This is a genomic window from Oceanicaulis sp. HTCC2633 (assembly GCF_000152745.1).
Taxonomy (GTDB): domain Bacteria; phylum Pseudomonadota; class Alphaproteobacteria; order Caulobacterales; family Maricaulaceae; genus Oceanicaulis.
Genome location: NZ_CH672428.1, coordinates 462,549 through 482,926 on the forward strand (window position 1 = coordinate 462,549; position 20,378 = coordinate 482,926).

Here is a 20,378-nt window from a genome sequence, read left to right on the forward strand (position 1 = left end):
TTCCATATGTACACTCGTACATATGATTGCGGAGTGAAAGATGCGTCAAGAGAACACGCCCCGACGGCGCGGACGTCGCAGAGCGGACGCGCCCGATGGCCGGGAGGCGCTGATCCGGGCCGCCACGCGACACTTTGCAGATTTTGGATATGAAGCGGCGGGGCTTCGCGCGATCGCGAAGGCCGCGAATGTCGCGCCCAATCTGGTGGCCGTGCACTTTGGCGGCAAGGAAGGCCTCTGGCAGGCTTGCGTGGACTCGTTCGGTCAGATGCTGGAGGGCAAGATTGCGGCGCTTCAGGCTCTCGCGGCTGACGAGCAGATGAGTGCGAGAGATCGTCTGGAGCTGATCATCCGCATGACCGCTTCATTCTATGATCAGAGCGCCGATGTGCGCGGTTTCATTGCGCGCGGCAGCCTGGAGCCCGTCCCCAAAGGCCAGATCATCGCCGAGCAATTGTTGCAGCCGCTTTATGAAGCGGCGCGCCCGCTGATCCAGCAAGGCATCGACGAAAAGATCATACCGATCCAGGACCCGGCGCTGGTCTTCGTGATGATCAACGCAACCCTGGGCCAGCCCGATCGCATGGCCACAGCGCTCGCCGTGCTGTCGCCTGATACGCCGAGAGATCATGTATCCGAAAGGGTCGGCGAGGCGCTGACCAGACTGCTTCTGAACTAGGGAGAAATCGCAGGGCTCGCGGTGCAACTCGGACAAAGCAGGGCTCTGTCTGGTGGCGGAGGGGGAGGGATTCGAACCCCCGGAACCTCGCGGCTCAACGGTTTTCAAGACCGCCGCAATCGACCACTCTGCCACCCCTCCGTCACATCCGTGTTTAGCCCGGAGACAGGTGAGGGCACAAGCGCGCCCCGCTGACGCCTTGCAGTCGACGCGGCTCAAAATGCTGCACTGCCCCATAAAAAGCATTTATCGCTGCCATCAAAGCAATCATTTTGACGAAAAAACGGCGCACCCTGTACAAACTGTAATCATGGCGCTCTCGATACAGGCATAGAGCGTTCCCTGTCTTTGTTTTCGCCAGAGCTCTGGCATGACTTCACATGCCCCTCATGTGCAGGCGGGAAAGCTGTGCCTGAACAAAAGCGCATATCTTTGTTCAGGGAGACTTCCGATATGACTTGGATCAACAAGGGCTTACTTCTGACGACCAGCGCCGTGATCGCACTCAGCGCATCCGCCTGCGCGACGTTTCCGGGCATGGGCATTCAGGGCGAACTCAACGACACCTCGCGTGAGGTCGCTCAAACTCAGGACTATCAGCGCCCCGCCATGGGACATGGCGTCCAGGAGCCGCGTCCCAACTCCGCCTGGTGGCCCGATCAGCTCGACCTGACGCAGTTGCGCCTCAATGAGACGACCCGATCCAATCCGCTCGGAGAAGACTTCGACTACGCGGCCGCCTTCCAGTCTCTCGATCTTGAGGCGGTGAAATCAGACCTGCGCGCGCTCATGACCGACTCCCAGGACTGGTGGCCGGCTGACTGGGGGCATTACGGTCCCTTCTTCATTCGCATGGCCTGGCACAGCGCCGGCACCTATCGCACTTTTGACGGTCGCGGCGGCGCGGGCGGCGGCCAGCAGCGGTTCGAACCGCTCAACAGCTGGCCCGACAACGCCAATCTTGATCGCGCCCGGCGTCTGCTCTGGCCGATCAAGCAGAAATACGGCGCGAACATTTCCTGGGCGGACCTGATGATTCTGGCCGGCACGGTCGCAATGGAAGACATGGGTTTTGAAACCCTGGGCTTCGCCGGCGGGCGTGAGGACGACTGGCAGGCCGAGCTTGTCTACTGGGGCGCCGAGGAAGAATGGCTGGGCAATGAGGCGCGCTATGAGGGCGGCGAACTCGAACGTCCGCTGGCGGCCTCGATGATGGGCCTCATCTATGTGAACCCGGAAGGCCCGAACGGCGTGCCGGATCCGCAACTCGCCGCGAACGCCATTCGCGACACCTTTGGCCGCATGGCGATGAATGACGAGGAAACCGCCGCGCTGATCGCCGGCGGCCACACCTTCGGCAAGGCCCATGGCGCCCATAGCCCGGAAGAATGCACCGGTCCTGAACCGGCCGCCAACGGGGTCGAGGCGCAAGGTCTGGGCTGGGACAATTCCTGTGGCACGGGCAATGGCGCCGACACGGTGACCTCCGGTCTGGAAGGCGCCTGGAGCGCGGCGCCCACCATGTGGACCATGCAGTATCTGGAGAACCTCTATAATTTCGAGTGGGTCCAGAGCCGCAGCCCGGCGGGCGCGATCCAGTGGATTCCCGCCAATGCCGAAGAGGCGATGATCGTTCCGGACGCGCACAATCCGGACGAGTATGAGACCCCGATCATGTTCACCACGGACCTGGCGCTCAAGGTCGATCCGGCCTATCGCGAGATCACCACGCGCTTTTTGGAAAACCCTGAAGAGTTTGAAGCCGCCTTCGCCCGCGCCTGGTTCAAGCTGACCCACCGCGATATGGGGCCGAGCGCACGCTATCTGGGCGCGGACGTTCCTGATGTTGAATTGCTCTGGCAGGACCCGGTTCCGGCGGTGGATCATGCCCTGATCGATGAGGGCGATATCGCCGCACTCAAATCGGCGATTCTCGATACCGATCTGAGCAATGCCGAGCTTGTGCGCACGGCCTGGGCGGCGGCGTCCTCCTATCGGGACACCGATATGCGTGGCGGCGCGAATGGCGCACGCCTGCGTCTTGATCCGCAGCGCAGCTGGGCGGTCAACAATCCCGCCGAGATCAACCGTGTTCTTGCCGTGCTGGAAGGCATTCAGCAGGACTTCAATGACCGTCAGGCGGATGATGTTCGCGTATCCCTGGCCGATCTGATCGTCCTGGGCGGCGCCGCCGGCATCGAGCGCGCGGCGGAACAAGCCGGTCATGACATCACCGTGCCGTTTGCACCGGGGCGCACCGACGCGTCCCAGGAACAGACCGATCCGGACTCCTTCAGCTATCTTGAGCCGCGGGCGGACGCGTTCCGGAATTATTACGACCCGGCCAACCGCCGCTCACCGTCCGAACTGATGGTGGATCGCGCCGACACGCTGTCGCTGACCGTGCCTGAAATGACGGTGCTGCTGGGCGGGATGCGGTCGCTGGGCGCCAATACCGGCGGGGCCGAGCATGGCGTGCTGACCGATCAGCCGGGCGTGCTCAGCAATGACTTCTTCGTCAACTTGCTGGACATGAACACGGTCTGGCGTCCGACGAGCACTGAGTATGTGTTCGAAGGCCGGGATCGCCAGACGGGTGCGGTCAAATGGACGGCGACGGAAGCCGACCTCGTTTACGGCTCCAACGCCGAACTGCGCGCCGTCGTCGAGGTCTACGCCTTTGAGGGTGCGGAAGAGCGCTTCGTCGAAGACTTCGTGGACGCCTGGGTGAAGGTGATGCGGCTTGATCGCTTCGACCTTGATCGGTCCTAGCGTCCGCTTCCATCTGACCTGATGGGCAAGGGCCGCGGTTCCAAATCGCGGCCCTTGCTGCATCCATGCCGCCTGCGACACGCACTTTCGCCACACTTGGCTTGAATTACACTGGCTCCCAGCGAACCAGGGTCCGTGCATGTCCTTCACGAAACTGCGCCTGCTGCATTCAGGCCTCGCCATTCTGACCGTCCTCATCCTGGCCGGCTGTACGGGGCAGCCGCCTCAACAGCCGCGTCTGGGGCGTCAGGCGCCAGCCGTTCACCCCGCGCCGCCTCCGCCCGTGTTCACACCGGATGAGGATACGCCGCGCAGCGTGGAGACGGGGCTCGCCAGCTGGTATGGGCCGGGTTTTGAGGGTCGCCAGACAGCGAACGGCGAAATTTTTGATTCTACACAGCTGACTGCTGCGCATCGCACCATGCGACTGCCCAGCCGGGCGCGGGTGACGCGTCTGGATACGGGCGCCAGCATCATCGTTCGGGTGAATGATCGCGGCCCATATATCGACGGCCGCCTGATCGATCTCAGCCACGCCGCCGCGCAAGCCCTCGGCTTCACCGATGACGGGCTTGTGGAGGTGAGGGTGGAGGGTCTGGGTCCGGCAGATCGGCGTGACCGCGCCGCGCCGCCCGTCTTTTTTGATCCTGAAACCGGTCCGCCCGGAGATCACACGCCGTCTTTCACCCAAAATCTGGACGCCACGCTTCAGCCAAGTTCCGATGAAGGCTAGGGTGTCCGCAACCGCCGCCGATTCCGCTTCAACCGCCAATCCCGGGACCCTCATCATGCGTCGACTGCTCTGCCTGCTCGCCCTGATCACTGTCAGCCTGTCGCCGTCCGCGATGGCGCAGAGCGCGTTTGACACGCGCGCCTCCCACGCCGTGATCCTGGATTACGAGAGCGGGGACGTGCTGTTCTCCAAGAATGGCGAGGAGCCGATGCCGCCGGCCAGCATGTCGAAGCTGATGACCGCGCTCATGGTCTTCGAGGCTCTCGAGGATGGGCGGTTCACGCTCGACACCTCCTTGCCGGTCAGTGAGAACGCGTGGCGGCGAGGCGGGGCGGCCTCGGGGTCCTCCACCATGTTCCTCGATGTGAACTCCCGCGCCGAAGTCGGCGATCTGATCCGGGGCATCATCGTGCAATCAGGCAATGACGCCTGCATCGTGGTGGCGGAAGCGCTTGGCGGCACGGAAGAGAACTTCGCCCAGATGATGACCGAGCGCGCCCATGAGCTGGGTCTTGAGAGCGCCAGCTTCGCCAACGCGACGGGCTGGCCCGATCCTGATCACCGGATTTCCGCGCTGGATCTTGCGCGCCTGGCCCGCCACATCATCGAGACCTATCCGCAATACTATGACATCTATTCGGAAACCGAGTTCACCTATAACGGCATCCGTCAGTATAACCGCAACCCGTTGCTGGGCGTGTTTGACGGCGCGGATGGGCTGAAGACCGGCCATACCGAGGAATCCGGCTATGGCCTTGTCGCCTCGGCGGAACGCGACGGCGAGCGTCGGATCGTTGTTTTCAACGGCATGGACTCCAATCGCGCGCGGGCGGATGAATCCGAGCGCCTGATGCGGGCTGCGTTCTCAGAATTCTCGACCGTGGACCTTGTCGAGGCCGGCGAGGTTCTGGGTGACGCCGAGGTCTATCTGGGCGTGGCCCCGCGTGTGGAGCTGCGCGCCGCTGAAAACCTGTCCTTTGGCCTGCATCGTCGCGATCGCGACGGCGTCACCGCCGAACTGGTCTATCAGGCGCCCCTGCATGCGCCGGTTCAGGAGGGGGACATTGTCGGTCAGCTGGACGTCACCTTGCCCGATGGTCGCGAGATGAGCGTGCCGGTTGAAGCCGCCCAGTCTGTCGCCCGCAAGGGCGCGATGGGCCGGGCTGGCGCGGCCTTGGCGCGTCTGATCCGTGGCGGTTGATCCATGACCCAAGGTCGTTTCATCACGCTGGAAGGCGGGGAGGGCGCGGGGAAGACCACGCTGGCCAAGGCCTTGTCTGAGTCCCTGGAATCGCAGGGCGTCAGAACCCTGATCACGCGAGAACCCGGCGGCACGCCCAATGCCGAAGCCCTGCGCAATTTGCTGGTGGAGGGTGATACCGAACGCTGGTCCGCCCTGTCTGAAACCCTGTTGTTGTATGCCGCGCGCGTTGACCATGTGGAGCGCCTGATCCGGCCCTCCCTCGATCAGGGCATCTGGGTGATCTGTGACCGCTTCTCGGACTCAACGCGCGCCTATCAGGGCGCTGCGGGCGGCATGTCGACGGCGCAGATCGATGAGATCGACCGCGCCAGCATGCATGGTTTTGGCCCGGACCTCACCTTTGTCGTGGATCTTGATCCTGAGACCGGCCTTGAGCGCACGCGTCTTCGCGGCGAAGGCGCCACGCGCTTCGAGCGCAAGCCGGCCGCCTTTCACCATGCTCTTCGCGTCGCCTTTCTGGATATCGCACGCGCGGCGCCAGAGCGCTGCGTGGTGCTTGATGGCGCCATGCCGGCGGATCAGGTTGCGACATCGGCCTTCGAGATCCTGACCCAACGCCTCGGAGCGCTGAAGTGAGTGGCGAGGATCGCCCAGAAGCGGACCGGGAAGGGGGGCTGCCCCACCCTCGTCGCGTCTACGACCTGTTCGGACAGGATGCGGCGCTCAACGAGGCCGAAGCCGCGATCAGCAGCGGGCGCATGCATCATGCCTGGATGGTGTCGGGGCCCAAGGGCGTGGGAAAGGCGAGTTTCGCCTACCGTCTGGCCCGACGACTGCTGGGCGCCCGGGCGACTGACGAGGCGGGACTGGCGAGCGATCCGGACGATCCGGTCTGCCGCCGGCTTGAAGCGCTGTCGCATCCTGACTTCCTTCTGATCCGTCGCCCCTATAACGACAAGACCGGCAAGCTGAAGGGCGAGATCCCGGTCGAGGAGGCGCGTCGTGCGCCGGAATTCTTCTCCAAGAGCGCCAGCGGCAAGGGGTGGCGGGTCTGCATCGTCGACAGCGCAGACGAACTGAACGTCAATTCCGCCAATGCTTTGCTGAAAACTCTTGAAGAGCCGCCTCAGCGAGGCTTGCTCATTCTTATCGTGAATACGCCCGGGCGCCTGCTCCCGACGATCCGATCGCGCTGCCGTCGTCTGATCCTTCGCGCGCCCAGCATTGAAGCCACGACGCAATGGCTCATGGACCGCCACCAGATGAGTGCTGATGAAGCGCAGCGCGCCGCAATGCTGGCGCAGGGCGCGCCGGGCCGTGCGCTCGCTTTGGCGGAAACCGATGCGCCCGCCTTGATGGCCACCATCGATACGGCCTTGTCCGGTCTGCCGCGCCTCGATCGCGCGGCCATCGCACAAATCGCCGCCTCGGCTACGCGCAAGGGCGGGGAGCAAATCAAACCGATCACGCTCGATTTTCTGGTGGCGGACGCTCAGAACCGCGCCCGCGCCCTGGCGCTTGAAACCGGCGGTGCGGACAGGGCGGGCGCCTGGGTGGAGGCGGCCGACCGCCTGACCCGTCTGGCGAGAGAGAGCGAAACCCTCTACCTCGACCCGAAACAGACACTCTACGCCGCATTCGGGCTGATGCAGGATGCGGCCCAAGCGGACTGAGACCTGATGCTGATCGACACCCATATCAATGTTCATGGCGAGGATTACGCCAACGATCTGGACTCCGTTCTGGACGCCGCTCGGGATGCGGGCGTCTCTCCGATGATCGCAATCTGCTGTCGCCTGCATGAATTCGAGCAGGTCGCCGCCATCGCGGAAAAGCATGACGACGTCTATTGCACCATTGGGGCCCACCCGCATCACGCCAAGGACCGGCCTGACATCACAGCCGATGAACTGCTGGACATCGCCCGGCATCCCAAGGTCGTCGCCATTGGCGAGACCGGACTTGATTTCCATTACAATTACAGTCCGGCCGAAGATCAGTATCCCTCACTGCGCGCGCATATCGAGGCGGCGCGTCGCGCTGATCTGCCGATCATCCTGCATTGCCGGGACGCCGATCAGCAGATGGCGGAGCTTCTTGAGGACGAAATGGGGAAGGGGGCGTTCCGGCCGCTTCTGCACTGCTATACCGGGGGCTCCGAGCTGGCGCGACGCGCGGCCGCGCTCGGCGCCTATTTCTCCGCATCGGGCATCATCACTTTCAAGAAGGCCGAGGATGTCCGGTCCGTCTTCCGTGACATCGTGCCTGAGGACCGGGTGATTGTGGAGACGGACTGCCCGTATCTGGCGCCTGTTCCGCATCGGGGAAGGCGCAATGAACCTGCATACTTGCCACATGTTCTTGACAAGCTGTGCGAGGTGAAGGGCTGGTCATCCGAGGAAGGTGCCGAACGCACCACGCAGGCGGCTCTGCGTCTGTTTGACCGGATCCGCATCGCATGACGTCGGGCCCGGTGATCAGAGCCCGCATCCTGGGCTGTGGATCATCAGGCGGCGTGCCGCGCATTGATGGAGACTGGGGGGCGTGCGACCCCAGGAACCCGAAAAATCGACGGTCCCGCTGTAGCTTGCTAGTGGAACGCGCACACAGCCTGGAGGCCCTCAAGGCAGGCGAAGCCACGCGCTTGCTGATTGATACATCTCCGGATTTACGTGAGCAGATGCTCTCGGCAGGCGTCACCAGCATTGATGGCGTCGCCTTTACGCACGCCCATGCGGATCAGGCGCACGGCATTGATGACGTCCGGGCGTTTGTCTATCGACGCGGCGCCCGGCTCGACGCAATGATGAATTCGCAAACGCAGTCGCTGTTGCGCGCGCGCTTCGGCTACATCTTTGAGACGCCAGAGGGCTCAGGCTATCCGCCGCTCATGCGGGATCATGGCCTTGAAGCGGGCCAGACCGCCAGCATTGACGGTCCGGGCGGTAAGATCGAACTTTCGCTCTTTGATGTGGTTCATGGACGGGAACCGTGCAGCGGCGTTCGCATCGGGCCGCTGGCTTACACGCCGGACGTGAACGGCCTCGACCAGAAAGCCATGCAGGCGCTGTCAGGGACAAGCCTCTGGATCGTGGACGCACTGCGTGACAAGCCGCATCCCAGTCACGCGCATGTCAATCTGGCGCTCGACTGGCTGTCGCAGATCAAGCCCCGGCTTGGCGTCCTGACCAATCTTCATATCGATCTTGATTACAAGGACCTCCTGGAACGCCTGCCAGAGGGCGTCAGGCCGGCTTATGACGGCCTCCAGATAATCCTCGCGCCGTCAGATGGCGCCTTGATTGATCTGAGCCGCATATAATCCAAATTTTTTCTCATAATATATCTTATGCGCAGGCCCGGTACTTTCAAAACTGGTGCATTGACTAAACTCCTTCCCGATCTTCTCGCTATCGCGTTTCAAATCAACGAAACGCGTGATCCATGAATTGGGAATCGTGTGAAGACACTAGATCACGTATTATGCGTGACGAAAGATCTCAATAAAAACATACCTCATTCTACAGCCATCACTAATATAATTCAAAATGATCGACAAATTGTCGAAAACAGGCCGAAGCAAGTTATTAGGAAAAGGGATGGAAATCACCACTACACAATAAAATTGGTGCACTAGAAGTGATATGAATTTCAGATGAGGCTTTTTATAATACTGATTCTATTGCATGATCAGGTCTGCCCTTGACGCCGCATAGGGCTTGCTCACCGAAACAGCCATCTTCAGTTTTGCCTTATGTCGCTCTGCCAAGCTTCCCGTGCACAGCTTCCATCATTTCTTGCTGGCCCATACCTGGTTCACCCCAGAACGAGCACCCCTCGTTATTGGGCAACCATCTACGCTCTCAGAAATTGGTCCGGGAACGCTCAATCGACGATCAGGAAGAAATTGCGGGCAATTGAGAGGCTCTACAATTTCGCGATGGAGCTCTACGGCTATGATGTCTTGGACCGTTTCATCGCGAGCTTGGCAACCGATGAGCTAGATCGCACTCTTGAGGCCTATTTCATTGCCGAGCGAAACCGAGCCGCTCGCTCCGGCGCAGACATCAACCGCGCTTGGCGCACCACCAGAGACTTTATTCTCGAGACGCTCCAGGATCTGTCGCATACATCAAACGATAAAGCGAAGCTGCACGAATTATCGTCTCACATAAAACGCTGGGAGCTGAGATATAGAAACCTCTCTCCGAATCCGATTCCGAAAAGAATCCATGTCTTACGTGCCCTGCCAGCACGGGTGATTGAAGAGCTCTACACACTCTTTAAGCCCGATAGCCCGGATAATCCGTTTCGCTCAGAGCCGCAACGCTGGCGTAACATGGCGATCCTCCTTTGCCTGCTGCATCAGGGCCTAAGGAGGAGCGAGGCGCTCCTTCTGGCGGCCGATGCCGTCAAAACCGGAACCGACGAACGCACGCTCAAACCTCGCTACTGGATGAACGTCCAGAACCAATTTGAAGACGAAGATCCGCGCTATTGCGACCCGCCTTCAATCAAGAACTCTCAGAGCATCCGGCAGATACCGCTGTCGCGTGAAGTTGCTGAATATATTGATGCCTACGCTACGAACTATCGAGGACGGTCCCCTCACCCTCAGCTATTCCTCAACAATCGTGGCGCCCCTCTAGGCGTCAGAGGGTTGGGTCGTATTTTCGATCGCGTATCAACGCTGTTGTCAGACGACGCCAAGCAGGCGCTTCAAGAAAATCTTCGTCGGCCGCGCATCAGCGCTCACGATTTCCGTCACACCTGCGCAGTGATCCGGCTCGCTCACTTCCGAGCGCATGGGAACGACGAAGACGACTCTCTGGCTCAGCTCCGTGCTTTCTTCGGCTGGACCTACACCTCCAACATGCCTCGGCTGTACGCCCGCGCTTATTGGGAGCGCCAGATCGAAACGGTTTGGAACGACGATTTCGATGCGCACGTAGATGCGCTCAGAACCATTGAACCGGGTGGGTGGAAAGAGTGTCTCAGCTAGACTTCGACTTTGGACCAAACGGGCGCTCCAAGGCTCTTCCTGCAGATGAAAACGTCAGGCATGTCGCCGATGCGTTGGGCGCGCTCCCGAAGCACGTCCGATATTTTGACGAGTATGAAGAGAAAATTCGAACGATCCACACGGAAGAAGATGTTTGGCAGATCGAGGCAAACGGCAAAGCGATTAGGGTCGATTTCTCAAACTTCGACGGGCCGTTCAGGACCATCTTAAAGCACTTTGGAGCTCACCGGCTTCAGAAAAACGCAATTACCGGGTGTATCCATCTTGTGACTCTTGCGACTACAGGAGGCATCCAGTCACATTTGATTGCGCACGCTTGCACAGGACCCAACGAGGGTCTCGAATTCCTCAGCATTGGATACTTCGCTAGAGCTAAGCAAGTAACAAACTCATTTTATTTTTCGACCGGTAAAGCGCTCCTCTATTTCTTTAGCGATCTTAGCCTAGCTGGCTGGGAAGAAGCGCACTCCAATATTCTCAGGACCGTAAGGTCGCCGATTGCGAGTTCCAAACATCGGGCAGTACGTGACGGCTCGGCGATTCTAACGTTCGAAGAAGAACGCAAGGTGATTGATCACCTAGACGAACTCAGCGCGGCGATACGGCAAGGGGATGAGACGAAGCTACCAACAGAGATCCTCCGCGACTCCGCCATCCTCATGCTTTGCTTTCAACACGCAATGCGGCCTATCCAGATTGCGAACAGGAACGTGGCCCACGTTCGCGTTAGAGAAGCGGAGGATGGACAAGCTATTGTCCACCTGACTTTTCGGTACGCGAAACAACGAACGCGTCAGAAAATTCAGGAACAAACCAGAAAGATCAAACGCGATTGGGCTCCCATTCTGGTCGCCTGGCTTCGCCGGCGTGAGGAGCTCGAAGGCAGCCTCCGCCTGGACAGGGCTGAGTCGCTCTTCGGTGTACCGCCTCAGGAAGTTACTCGGATCGTCAGAGGCCTCACTGAGGCCCTCACCGGTATCCGCAGAACACCCTACCAGCTTCGACATACGGCAGCCCAGAGAAAGGCAGACGCTGGATGTTCCAGGCTCGAGCTGGCTGAGTTCCTGATGCACTCCGATATCGATACGGCCGATGCTTACATCGAGATGAGCCCGACCCAGGCGGAGAAAATCAATGCAGCCTTGGGCCTGTCTCCCCTCTTTCAAGCGATCGACGCATCCCTGAAGTCCAAGAGCGTGGACCTGGAGGAGCTAAACAAACTCCCCGAAGACCAACAGGTCTCAGGCGCGCCACACGGCCATCTGATCGCCGGCATCGGCGGCTGTGCGATCGGTCAGTCCTTCTGCCCTAAAACACCCGCCCTCGCCTGCTATGATTGTCACAAGTTCATGTACTTACGCGAGATTGAGGTTCATCGCACAGCGCGCGACTCAATCCGAAAAATCGTCGGCGAGTTCATAGACACAAACAAGGGAGACAAGGTCACTCCCGCTTTCGGCCAGCTTCGGCGCGTTCTTGAGACCGTCGAGTCGATAATTTCGGGTCTGGAAGGCTCGGAGGCGGGCCAATGACCCTTATATCGTGCCATCCAGCGTTCGATCGCTTCCTTGAAAGCTATAAGAGCATCGCGAAGGCAAATGGTGTGTCCTGGCACACGCCAACCGACGAAGCCGGACAAATTATCAAGGCGTTCAGATGGGATCTCAACGAAATCACTGGCGCTCCTAAACCGCCAGCTTTTTACCTGAAGGACCTAGGCACCGACCTAGCCACGCTAAAGGCGCTGGCATCTGGAAATCCCGAGCAAAATCACTCACTGGAAAAGATCCCTCTGTCGGATGGTTGGGCTGACCTGATCAAAGCTCTCACGATCCGCTCTTTGTTCGAGTTACGGAACAGCGCTCACTATACTTGTAATGCTATCGGTCGTTCTGTGAGGGCCCTTGCGAGCTGCTGCTCTGGAAGTGAGCCTTGGGAAATAACACGCGAAGATGTTGTGCGCGCCCTCGGTGTGCTCGAGAAAATCGACAAGAACCAAAAGCTTAAATCTTTGGCGGAGGCGCAAGTTGTAATTTTCGACACCCTTGGCCTTTCCGCCCACTGTCCGCTTAATCGGAAACGATCTTCGGGACAAAGTCGCAATCGGGACACTACCATTATTCGTGCGTCGATTGATGATCGACGTAAAGGGGATCGCCTGCCGGGCGCGACGGAGTTCTGGGAGCTTTTGCGGATCCTTCTGGAGGAACAACCCCTTGGCTCATACGACGCAGTTCGCTTCTTGGCGGCCGAACTACACCTCCTCATGGGCTTGAGGGTCGGGGAAACTGTGACTGTTCCGGTTGATCCGCTTGTCAGCCAATCCTACTTCGACCCTCGTGGTGGGAAGCCTTCGCTTATTGGAGGAGTCGATCGCACTCTTTTCCTGCGTCACTTCGCAGAAAAACAGGAGCTAAGCGACCATACTGGGGCGATACATGCCGAAGCCACCACGTCCGTGTTGCGTCTGTTTGAACAGCGGATTTCGGAGCTCGTCGAAACCGCCACCAGGATGACCGCGCCGCTAAGGCAGAGACTCACCTCCCAGCTTAAAACAGGCCGCATTCTTCCAGAATTTGAGCTTGATGAGATTGTCTCACTTGAAGATGTCTTCACGCAGCTAACAGGGAACCCGTTCGGGCTTGATGGTGCGTTCAACTTGGACCTGGCGGAGAAATACCGAGCCACATTCGATGTCGAAGTGCTTCACGAAATCCGTGACTATCAAGCTCGGCTGAAACGAGACAGAGCGAACTATACCCAACCGCTGCGGACATTTTTCGGACGGAAGGAAAATGCATGGATCCCGCGAATACTAATCGATCCAGCAGATGCGAGCCGACGCCTTATCAATGTCCGCATCCCTATCGGTGAGCTTGAGCGACAAATCCGACTGAACATACCCACCAAGCTCAGCGACACAGAACCTTTCCCGCTTGAGGGAGGCCGTGAACTCAAGGCCGACCAGTCCCTATTCCTTGTTCCCAAGCGGGCGCTGATTGAAGGGAGAAACGGTGGGGTTTGCGACATTACCAGGTACGCGTTCGTAGGGCGGCTAACACCTTCTGACCTCGGGATGGCTTTTGGAACCCAGAAAGTTGGGAAGGGCGCCAGCCAGTCGTTCTATGCGAAGTACGGGAAGCCAGAGTTTCGATCTCTCAACTTCAAGAGCCACTCCTCGCGTCACATGCACAATAACGAGCTGTTCGCGGCCGGTGTCGCCGATACGATCATCACCAACCGCTTTGGCCGAAAAAGCGTCGCACAAAGCCACGAATACGACAGCCGAACTCTGGCCCAGGAGCTCGACGCCATGGAGCTGCCAGACGGTTCGGAAGATCTACTGACGGGTCCGGCGCGCGACGCTTTCAAGCTGATCAGCGCCGGCCGCGCACAGGGCCCGATTGCCGATGAGTTCCGGCGCATTCAGGAAGCGGAAGGTGATGAGGCCGCAATCGTTTTCCTCGCCACAGAAGCCGACGGCATGCAGATCACGCCCTACGGCCTGTGCATGAATTCCTTCGTCGTGGAGCCCTGCCCTAAACATCTTGAGTGCTTCAATGGATGCTGCCACCTCGTGAGAACAGGATCGGCTCTAGAGGAGCGACAGCTCGACAAGCTCGCCGGCCGATACCGCACCCTGCTCAGCACCATTGATAAACACCCTGGCACGCAGGCCTCGAAAGCGGCGGCCCGCCGCCAGGCCGAAGAGCGCCTGACGGCCATCGAGCAAGCGCGCGGCGCCGCACCGGGCAAGCAAGTGTTTCCGGACGGCCCGGATCTGGGCAAGCGCTATGGGGAGAAGAAGATCGAGGGCCTGCTGTGACGGTCGGCATCTCCCCTTCCCCGTTTGAAGCGCCCTGCCCGGAGCTGGGCGCCGTGTGCCGAAGGCTTGCTGAACAAGGGCGTAAGATCACCCTGCGCGCCGCCGCGGCGGAACTGGGCGTCGCGCACACGACCCTCTCTCGTGACGCCGCAAAACGGCTTCAGCTGGGAGAATGCCAGAAGCTTGCCGAAACGGTCCTGCGCATCGCTCGGAACAACCGGGGGCGGCTCGGCGTCGAAGAGAGCGAGATGCTGGCCGAAGCAAAGCGCAAGATCGCCAAACTCGAGGAACAGAACGCTCTTCTCATCGCCTCCCATCAGGCGATGATCATGGCCGTTGGTGAACTTGGAGGCATGCGCGCCTGGCGCCGGTTCTTCGAGGATTATCAGTCAATTGTCGATCGACTTGTGGATTACGGAGCTATCCCTCAAAGGGCCAAAATCATTAATTTCGCTGAGAGATCTGCGAGTGTGAGAAAAGACCAAGCTGGCGATCAGAACACTGAATAATCATAATGAATCCAGAGGCTTGAAGTCGGCTTTCAATGCAAAACCGGTTTCATCGGTGTTTTCTCACACATAGAGCCCCAAAAGGCCCGGCCTGGCAACTCATTGCATAGCATGCACTTTTTGACATTCTGGGGATATCTGACATAAAGCGTGTGTGCCGAGAGCGATGAAAGACGGCACACCAGCCCTAAGGGTGCCCGCGGTGCGCGGCGGAAACTGGTATTCGCGCGATCTTAGGATCAGAGACGGGCCCTGCGGGGCCCGTTTTTCTTAGCGCCTGCAATTAAAGGTATTCAGCTCCGCTTTGGCGTAGGAGCGGACATTAGTTCACTCCTCTCAGGATATGCTAATCCCGTGCACCAAGTATAGGCAGGGGCACCCGGCCTCGCGACAAGTATTATAGAAGCCACCTTATCTCTCGCGATGGCATCAAAATAGAGAACCCTAGCCGTAGTAGAGAGCACTCGCTAGTATTGGATGGCCCCACTCTGCACAACGTCATAGCCAGTCTACATAATCACTCCGACACCCCACTGACATGATCACTGAAGGCAAAATCCAGCTACAGACCATACATCGCTGAGACTCAGAAAATTCAAATCTGTCAACGTACGGTTGAATGGTTAGAGGTGCCGCATATGAATCTTTGAATTTCATCTCGGGCTTCTCACTAGAGTAAACATGTAGGATGGTACAGACACGTATTAATAGTAGCCCTTAAATTGCAAGCCCTAAACTACAACTATGGGTTTGCATTTGTAAGCAATTTTCTCCGTATGGGGTTGATGCTTAGCAATGGCTGTGCATATCTTATATGGCGTGAGAGCGCATTAACTTTCAACTTATGGCTAGCAGGCGTGTTCGACTTTTAGCTATTGAAAAGATCAACATGCATCGGATTAATGAGTAACGCCCTCCTATCCGGATAGATCTGCAGCCAGCTTCTAAGGAGTAAGTAGTGTCAGATCCTAGAAAAGAACAGATCGAAGAGAACCCGGTGAGCGATGAATACGCTGGTGAAGAAATTCCCGCAGAGCTTTTATCAAAAATTGCCGGTGGCTATGATACGGAAAATGGCGGTGGGGATGGTTGGGACGGTCCCAGTAACAACACCGCGTCAAACGGTGCCTACGCAAAGGCCTGGGGAAGAACCTAAATAATAAAGCGAGGCAGTGTCCCTTAATCCAGGCACATTGCCTCGCCACTCAATTGGTAGCCCATATGAATAATGAACGAAATATTTTACAGGCTGTTCTCAAAGTAAGCGAGCGCTGTAATATCAGTTGTACTTACTGCTATTTTTTTAATGGGGCCGATAATAGCTATAGTGATCACTCTGCAATTATTTCTGAAAGTAGCGTTGATGAAGTGTGTTTGTTTTTAAGGCAACAAATAGAAGAGCTTGATCTGACATATGTTACAGTCGCACTGCATGGCGGAGAGCCGCTGCTTATGAAGAAGCAACGGTTTGAATCAATGCTAGAGAAGTTGTCTACATGTTCTGACAAAGTTGACATAGAGTTTTATCTCCAAACAAATGGCATGCTTTTGGATGAGGAATGGATAGCGTTATTTTCGAGATATAAAGTTAGGGTCGGTATAAGCCTCGATGGCAACAAGGAAATTAATGACCGTCATCGCATAGACAAAAAACAAATTGGCACATATGAACGTTCAATTTCAGGCTTGCGATTAGTTCAAGCTGCAATTTCAGAAGGCAAGCTTCCCGAATCTGGGATCTTGTGCGTAATCAATCCAGAAGTGGATGGTGGCTCAACCTATCGTCATTTTGTTGATGATCTTGGTGTCAAGAACTTAGATTTTTTACTACCAGACGAATCTCATGATACATTCAACACTGCTAATAGCGGTAAGTATGCTAACTTTCTAGTATCTGTATTCAGGGAGTGGGTGGCTGACAATAATCCCAATATATCAATACGGTTCCTAGAGTACCATTTACACTTATTGACTAGAAATAAGGCGGATCGAAGAATACAGCGTGATTATGATGCTAGTAAGTACATAGTTACTATTAGTTCAGATGCGACGATTGCACATGATGATATTTTTCGAAGCATGAATCCGAAAATGTTTACAAATTTATTGCATGTAAGTGAATCATCTATATCAGAGCTTTATCTATCCAGTGATGGAAAGCAAATAGACGCCGCGCATAAGACCTTACCAGATGATTGCACAGGTTGTATTTGGTCTGACGTTTGTCGCGGTGGGTATCATCTAATCCATCGATACAAAGAAGGCTCTTTATATAATAATAGATCAGTCTACTGTCACGATATAGATATAATTCTAGGCACAATGGTAAATACAATGAGCAAAGCAGGAGTACTACGTAAAGAGCTTCTCGAAGAGTTTAGTGGAGTAATTAATGATAAAATCGTCCTTACTTAAATTTTTTCCCTTCATATTGATTAGTTATGCCACCATTCCTATCAGTGAAGCGAATGAAAATCCTTACGTTGAAATCACGGTTAATCAGAATTCTGATGCATCATGGATCGTAGATCTTGTCATACCTAATGATAATTTAGGCTTACTTGAGCTGAGGGAGATGCGTTATACGCATGAAAATTGTGAGCCGATAGAATATAGCCTTATTGAATATAGTGGCGCTGAATACAACTCAGAACATTCTACAGAATCAAGAATGTATTTTAGTCCTATCAATCAAGAAGCGCTACGTATATCCTATCTTGTAACTGCTCAGGAATATAGGGGAAGTCATTCTATCGATTCGATGTCGGGGTGCAGTTCCCTAATGGACTTTGGTGAATATTCACTACTTGACGGCAAAGCTTTGTTGTTGGCTTTACGCCCCTTGAATATGGAAGGCGTTCCATATCGTTTTGGTGACACCAGATTTACATACTCGAGTGAATTTGAGGAACCTTCGTATCTATCAGACGGAAGCTATGAAGGTAATAATTCTTGGATTTTTAATAGGGCAGATGATCTTTGGTTCTCATTTTTAGCTGCAGGAAATTGGGAGTCGAAAATAATTGAAATTCAAGATGGTCCCACCTTGAGTTTAGTGTATGCAGATCAAGTGTCGAATGAAGCTTCAGAGTTAAGCACCTTAATCACTGATACTTTTGAGTCGCTTGAAGATCGATGGGGTAATGCGGAAGTTGACACATACTCAGTCTTAATTTCACCTCCAATTTTAGACGCGGGAAGTTTTGGTCAATATACCGGACTTGCTAACCCTAATTCTTCTGCCATTCATCAGGGTGTCGGTCTAAATAAACGGCACTTGATGACACTCATCGTGCATGAAATCGCTCACCATTGGATGCCACGTCTGCTAGGAATGGTAGATCAGGACACTTGGATTGGAGAGGGATTAGTTGAACTTGTAACATACATAGAACTAGTCAAAATGGGCTATGTGGAAGAAGATTTTTTGGTGAGCCGAATTAATCGATCTATATCGAACCTTCAATCAAATTATGAAGTATCGCAACTTGACTATGACTTTGGTATCATTTCTTGGATTGCTGCAACCCAATTCACAAATACAGACCTAACTGGTGACCGGTTTGACAACCTAATTGAAGCACTAGAAGAAGAATCGGAACAGACTCTTACTTCTGACAGATTCTGGGGGCACTCAGAACTACCGACTATAGAATTCAATTCTGAAGATAATAGTATTCTGATCTCGCATCTTCCTTGTCAATTCAGCATCAACGGTAGCGAATATGAGCTGATAGAACACGCTTGGCCGACATACGAGAGGGGTTTTGTTTTATCCAATACGGTGCCGGGTCTTATAGAAAGAATCATCCCTGGAAGCGCTGCTGAAAGAACAGGTTTAAATAGTGATGACACGATTTTTCTAATCGATAGCTTTGGTTATGGTGACATCCATAACTCAGTTATTATACATTATTCTAGAGATCAGCATACTAATTCAGTTGCTTATCTTCCTATTGGTGATCCAGGGCCAGTTGTATATCCTCAGTACGTCTCATCCCTAATGGCAGATCTATATCAAGAGAGTCAAAGATGCACAAATTTGTAGATATTATTAAAGGTACATCAAAAGAAGAATTCTTCGAGAAATACTATGGACAGCGCCTCCTTCGTAGTCATTTAGGTATTGAATCGGTATTGACCCTGATTGATTGGGATAAATTTAATTCATTGCTCGACATTACTACAGTGCACAATGGAAAAAACATTGGTTACTCAAAAAGTGGGGAGGCTGAATTTAATCCTTCTAGTATATGGCTCCAAAATGGAAAGCTGTCCTCGCAAGAAGTGAGCAACTTAATTTCCACCGGCCACACGTTTATAATTAACTCTATACATACACGGTTAAATAGTTTCGACTCCCTAGCAAATGATATGCAATCTGTATTCAGGGAGGACGTCAATTTCAATATTTACCTATCCCAAAAGCCTGAAGTCGGTTTTGGTCTCCATTGGGATGATCATGATGTGTTTGCTATACAGGTTTATGGTCGAAAATATTGGAAAGTTTTCGGCTTTAGTGAACCCCATCCCCTCGAAAGGAAAAAGGGAAAACAATTTAAAGAACATATAGAGCCAATTTGGGAAGGCTATCTAGAGCAAGGCGACTGTTTATATCTTCCCAGAGGCATGTGGCATTCAGTAGTTTCTACAGGCATACCGTCCATGCATATCACCTGTGGGGTGAACGGCTTCACATCTATAGACATCTTAAATTGGATGGTTGCTCACGCCAAAGATTGTGATCTTCTAAGAAAGGGCATTGCTCCGAATTGCTTGGATTTTAAAGATACATCAGATGCCATTCAAGATTGGGTATCTGATTTTCTCAAAGACAATCCAGTAGAGCGCTATTGGGATGATAAACAGGCTCATAGATCACCTAGATCTATAGCGAATTTTCCATCTTCTTTAAATGTAACGTGGACCAGTAATAGCGACGCGTGTAAAATACGTTACATGGGTCCCGAAAACCCACTTACTTGGAACTCTGACAATTCCACCTTTGTTGTCATTAATGGTAAGGAATATAAATTCGACTTGGATATAAAACCACTTGTTGATCTAATATTTGAGAATATTGAACATGATTCAAAGCAAATTCTTAATAAGGCGGATGATATAGGTGCTTCAGATAAGCTATTAGAATTACTAAAAACACTAGAGTACGATGGTGTTATTTCTCGTGTGAATTATGAATAGTCATATATGTGACACTCATTTTTACCCCGCTTTGCGAGAGTCTTAGGGTGATTTGAGCCCTCTTTGATTACAGTACAAGAGGCCATGGCGCGAAGCCTTGACAGAGCTGGGCGCCCTGCCCGGAGGTGAAGATCAGGCAACGATAACCCACAGGCTTCATCCAGCTGAGCTGCGAGTGACGTCAAGTCCGCCGTTAGCCGCTCAGAACGGGTCTCGCTTGCGGCAGCGAGAGGAAGAACGCCTCATTGAGATGCTCGCGACGGAGCCTGCCATTGAAGCTTTCCACAAAGTCATTCTACCAGCGCATCCAGCTAGATGGCGACACGATCGCCAGATGGCTAGGGTTAGGCGATTAGGCAAAGTCTTTCGCGTGTGCAGTCATCAATCACCGCCAGTATCCTGAATCAACCTCCGTCGGTGAGCTGTTTGG

Annotated in this window: 16 protein-coding genes, 1 tRNA gene and 1 pseudogene; 16 read left to right on the forward strand and 2 right to left on the reverse strand. The window is 55.0% G+C overall.

Features of this window, described 5'->3' with window-relative positions; genetic code table 11:
• The first annotated feature begins 40 nt into the window (after nucleotides 1-40).
• Nucleotides 41-679, forward strand: a complete 639-nt coding sequence (locus tag OA2633_RS02335) for a TetR/AcrR family transcriptional regulator (RefSeq protein WP_009800868.1) — start codon at nucleotides 41-43, stop codon at nucleotides 677-679.
• A gap of 53 nt (nucleotides 680-732) precedes the next feature.
• Here the strand turns inward: OA2633_RS02335 and OA2633_RS02340 are convergent.
• A tRNA-Ser gene (locus OA2633_RS02340) sits at nucleotides 733-820 on the reverse strand.
• A gap of 312 nt (nucleotides 821-1,132) precedes the next feature.
• On the opposite strand from OA2633_RS02340, the gene katG reads away from it, so the two are divergent.
• The 15 genes from katG (at nucleotide 1,133) to OA2633_RS15705 (ending at nucleotide 19,948) form a co-directional block, all read left to right on the forward strand.
• A complete protein-coding gene (gene katG, locus OA2633_RS02345) occupies nucleotides 1,133-3,451 on the forward strand; it encodes a catalase/peroxidase HPI (RefSeq protein WP_009800869.1) in 2,319 nt (772 codons plus the stop codon).
• Between the two features lie 139 nt (nucleotides 3,452-3,590).
• Complete coding sequence (locus OA2633_RS02350) at nucleotides 3,591-4,184, forward strand: septal ring lytic transglycosylase RlpA family protein (protein WP_009800870.1); 594 nt, start codon at nucleotides 3,591-3,593, stop codon at nucleotides 4,182-4,184.
• Nucleotides 4,185-4,239: 55 nt separating this feature from the next.
• Nucleotides 4,240-5,385: a D-alanyl-D-alanine carboxypeptidase family protein gene (locus tag OA2633_RS02355; RefSeq protein WP_050752889.1), complete on the forward strand. Its 1,146-nt coding sequence runs from the start codon at nucleotides 4,240-4,242 to the stop codon at nucleotides 5,383-5,385.
• A gap of 3 nt (nucleotides 5,386-5,388) precedes the next feature.
• Nucleotides 5,389-6,024, forward strand: a complete 636-nt coding sequence (gene tmk, locus OA2633_RS02360; protein ID WP_009800872.1) for a dTMP kinase — start codon at nucleotides 5,389-5,391, stop codon at nucleotides 6,022-6,024.
• Nucleotides 6,021-7,061, forward strand: coding sequence for a DNA polymerase III subunit delta' (locus tag OA2633_RS02365; RefSeq protein WP_009800873.1), 1,041 nt, complete (start codon nucleotides 6,021-6,023; stop codon nucleotides 7,059-7,061). The genes tmk and OA2633_RS02365 overlap by 4 nt, the downstream gene beginning before the upstream one ends.
• Nucleotides 7,062-7,067: 6 nt before the next feature.
• Nucleotides 7,068-7,850, forward strand: a complete 783-nt coding sequence (locus OA2633_RS02370) for a TatD family hydrolase (protein WP_009800874.1) — start codon at nucleotides 7,068-7,070, stop codon at nucleotides 7,848-7,850.
• A gap of 131 nt (nucleotides 7,851-7,981) precedes the next feature.
• Nucleotides 7,982-8,710 (forward strand): MBL fold metallo-hydrolase, encoded by a 729-nt coding sequence (locus OA2633_RS02375; protein WP_009800875.1) that lies wholly within the window; start codon nucleotides 7,982-7,984, stop codon nucleotides 8,708-8,710.
• 618 nt (nucleotides 8,711-9,328) lie between these two features.
• Entirely contained in the window at nucleotides 9,329-10,390 is a 1,062-nt protein-coding gene (locus OA2633_RS02380; RefSeq protein WP_162010958.1) for a site-specific integrase, read from the forward strand.
• Complete coding sequence (locus tag OA2633_RS15110; protein ID WP_009800877.1) at nucleotides 10,378-11,943, forward strand: site-specific integrase; 1,566 nt, start codon at nucleotides 10,378-10,380, stop codon at nucleotides 11,941-11,943. Before OA2633_RS02380 ends, OA2633_RS15110 begins: the two co-directional genes overlap by 13 nt.
• Nucleotides 11,940-14,237 (forward strand): hypothetical protein, encoded by a 2,298-nt coding sequence (locus OA2633_RS15115; protein WP_009800878.1) that lies wholly within the window; start codon nucleotides 11,940-11,942, stop codon nucleotides 14,235-14,237. Before OA2633_RS15110 ends, OA2633_RS15115 begins: the two co-directional genes overlap by 4 nt.
• Complete coding sequence (locus OA2633_RS15120) at nucleotides 14,234-14,746, forward strand: hypothetical protein (RefSeq protein WP_009800879.1); 513 nt, start codon at nucleotides 14,234-14,236, stop codon at nucleotides 14,744-14,746. The genes OA2633_RS15115 and OA2633_RS15120 overlap by 4 nt, the downstream gene beginning before the upstream one ends.
• 958 nt (nucleotides 14,747-15,704) lie before the next feature.
• A complete protein-coding gene (locus OA2633_RS15995; RefSeq protein WP_156776054.1) occupies nucleotides 15,705-15,902 on the forward strand; it encodes a hypothetical protein in 198 nt (65 codons plus the stop codon).
• Nucleotides 15,903-15,967: 65 nt separating this feature from the next.
• Nucleotides 15,968-17,161: a radical SAM protein gene (locus OA2633_RS15700; RefSeq protein ID WP_083783167.1), complete on the forward strand. Its 1,194-nt coding sequence runs from the start codon at nucleotides 15,968-15,970 to the stop codon at nucleotides 17,159-17,161.
• The gene (locus OA2633_RS16000) at nucleotides 17,139-18,794 is read left to right on the forward strand and encodes a hypothetical protein (RefSeq protein WP_156776056.1); all 1,656 of its coding nucleotides are present in this window, start codon (nucleotides 17,139-17,141) and stop codon (nucleotides 18,792-18,794) included. The genes OA2633_RS15700 and OA2633_RS16000 overlap by 23 nt, the downstream gene beginning before the upstream one ends.
• Nucleotides 18,779-19,948: a JmjC domain-containing protein gene (locus tag OA2633_RS15705; RefSeq protein WP_083783168.1), complete on the forward strand. Its 1,170-nt coding sequence runs from the start codon at nucleotides 18,779-18,781 to the stop codon at nucleotides 19,946-19,948. Before OA2633_RS16000 ends, OA2633_RS15705 begins: the two co-directional genes overlap by 16 nt.
• Before the next feature lie 199 nt (nucleotides 19,949-20,147).
• Here OA2633_RS15705 and OA2633_RS16675 read toward each other — a convergent pair.
• Nucleotides 20,148-20,243: pseudogene (locus OA2633_RS16675) on the reverse strand (integrase core domain-containing protein); the annotation flags it as partial.
• Nucleotides 20,244-20,378: the final 135 nt, after the last annotated feature.